Source organism: Photorhabdus kleinii (assembly GCF_025384885.1).
In the GTDB taxonomy this organism is placed as follows: domain Bacteria; phylum Pseudomonadota; class Gammaproteobacteria; order Enterobacterales; family Enterobacteriaceae; genus Photorhabdus; species Photorhabdus kayaii.
Genome location: NZ_JAJAFY010000114.1, coordinates 1 through 1,771, shown reverse-complemented (window position 1 = coordinate 1,771; position 1,771 = coordinate 1). Strand labels below are relative to the sequence as shown.

Here is a 1,771-nt window from a genome sequence, read left to right as displayed (position 1 = left end):
CAACCGGACTATTACCCATTATCGGTCCATGAATACTTATACGTTAAAGTGGCTTCTTTAGCTGCTTTGCCACATAAATGCCCCACACTTTTTTATGCTCTCCCGTATCTGGAGAGCATAAAAATCCGTGGGGCAATCGTTTAAATGCTCTCCGCATCAGAATTAATGAGCTAGCCGGAGTAAGATTGATGGTTCTACATTAGCTATAGCAGCATAAACACCAATGTAGTGCCCCACACAATTTCATGCTCTCCTTTATGGCAGAACATAACACATCAAATAGTGACTCAGCGCTTTTTTTGCGTATTTTCATGAATGGAGATCGCTCAATAACTCCCTGTGTCAACATAGTCAGGATTCATGATTTTTGCCAATCTGTGAATTCATTACGAACACCTGTTGCCGATGGTTATCTGTAGCGGCCCGCATTTAAAATATGGCGGGCTTGCATTTATCTCCCAATCCGAAATGGTATAGCGTCAGTGCTGCCAACTTGGCTAAACGTCATCATCTAACCTCATCAGAAACGATAATACTGCATCACCAATTTACAACAAGCATCACTTTTCCAGTGATTCCATCCTAAAATCAAACATCATAAATGTGATGCGCATCACATAATTGACACAAAAAATGAAATTAATTTGAAATTATTAATATTGGTTATTAAATGATTAATATTAATCTGTTTTTTATACAATATTGTCACAAAATAATCACATTGGCCTGTTTTTTGCCTTAAAATATAACCCCTTGTTTTTGCTGCTAACTTAACCAATCCCCTATTTTAGATGCCCGGTTGATCATCAATCCTAAATATTGATCGCTAAGTTAAATTCGTGGTTAATACCGCTCTGGCATTGTGGAATAGAAAGTCAATGAAAAGCAGTATTTTAGTGTTTGCGGTTTTTTATAGCGTGGTTTCAGGCAGTCAGGCCGCAGACCTCTCAGCACAACAACTCATTCATCAACAGGCACGCCAGCAAGCCCTGGAGGCGCAATTAGCCCCACCCCCTGCGGAGGTTCACCTGTCTGTCCCCGAACAGGCGGTGTCATCTGCCTTTCCGCTGGAAACGCCGTGTTTTCCGATCACCCGTGTCGTGTTGGCCGGCACTGAAAATTTCCCGCACTGGTTGCCGTTCAGGCGTGTCGCTCAACAGGGCGAAAACCATTGCCTCGGCGCTCAGGACATTAACCGGCTGATGACCCGATTGCAAGATCAGCTCATTAATCACGGCTATGTCACCAGCCGGGTTCTGGTTCCTCGTCAGGATTTGCGTACCCAAACGCTAAAACTGGTGATGATACCGGGCAACATCCGGCATATCCGCTATACCCCTGACAGCGGGAAATATATCCAGCGGATAACCCCCTTTCCCGCGCGTGAAGGAAAATTGCTGGATTTACGGGACATTGAGCAGGGACTGGAAAACTTGCAACGCTTCCCGACGGTTCAGGCGGAGATGAACATTGTCCCGGCAGCGCAACCGGGGGAGAGTGATATTGTGCTGGACTGGCGTCAGTCCCGGCACTGGCGAGTCGCCACGTATCTGGATGATACCGGGTCCAAAAGCACCGGCCGTTATCAGGGCGGACTCACCTTTTTTCTGGATAACCCGCTGGCGCTAAGCGACCTGTTCTATCTCTCCGGTGGACGCGATATTCATGCGTCTGCCGGGAAAGGCAGCCAAAACGACACGCTCTATTATTCGCTGCCCTTCGGCTACTGGATGGCGAGCGTGACGGCCAGTCATTACGATTATGTGCAGAC

The 1,771-nt window shown here is 46.7% G+C and carries 1 protein-coding gene; it reads left to right on the top strand.

Features of this window, described 5'->3' with window-relative positions:
* Positions 1 to 878 precede the first annotated feature (878 nt).
* Positions 879 to 1,771, top strand: an 893-nt coding sequence (locus LG003_RS22775) for a ShlB/FhaC/HecB family hemolysin secretion/activation protein (protein WP_262981732.1), incomplete at its 3' end; no start/stop codon positions are given.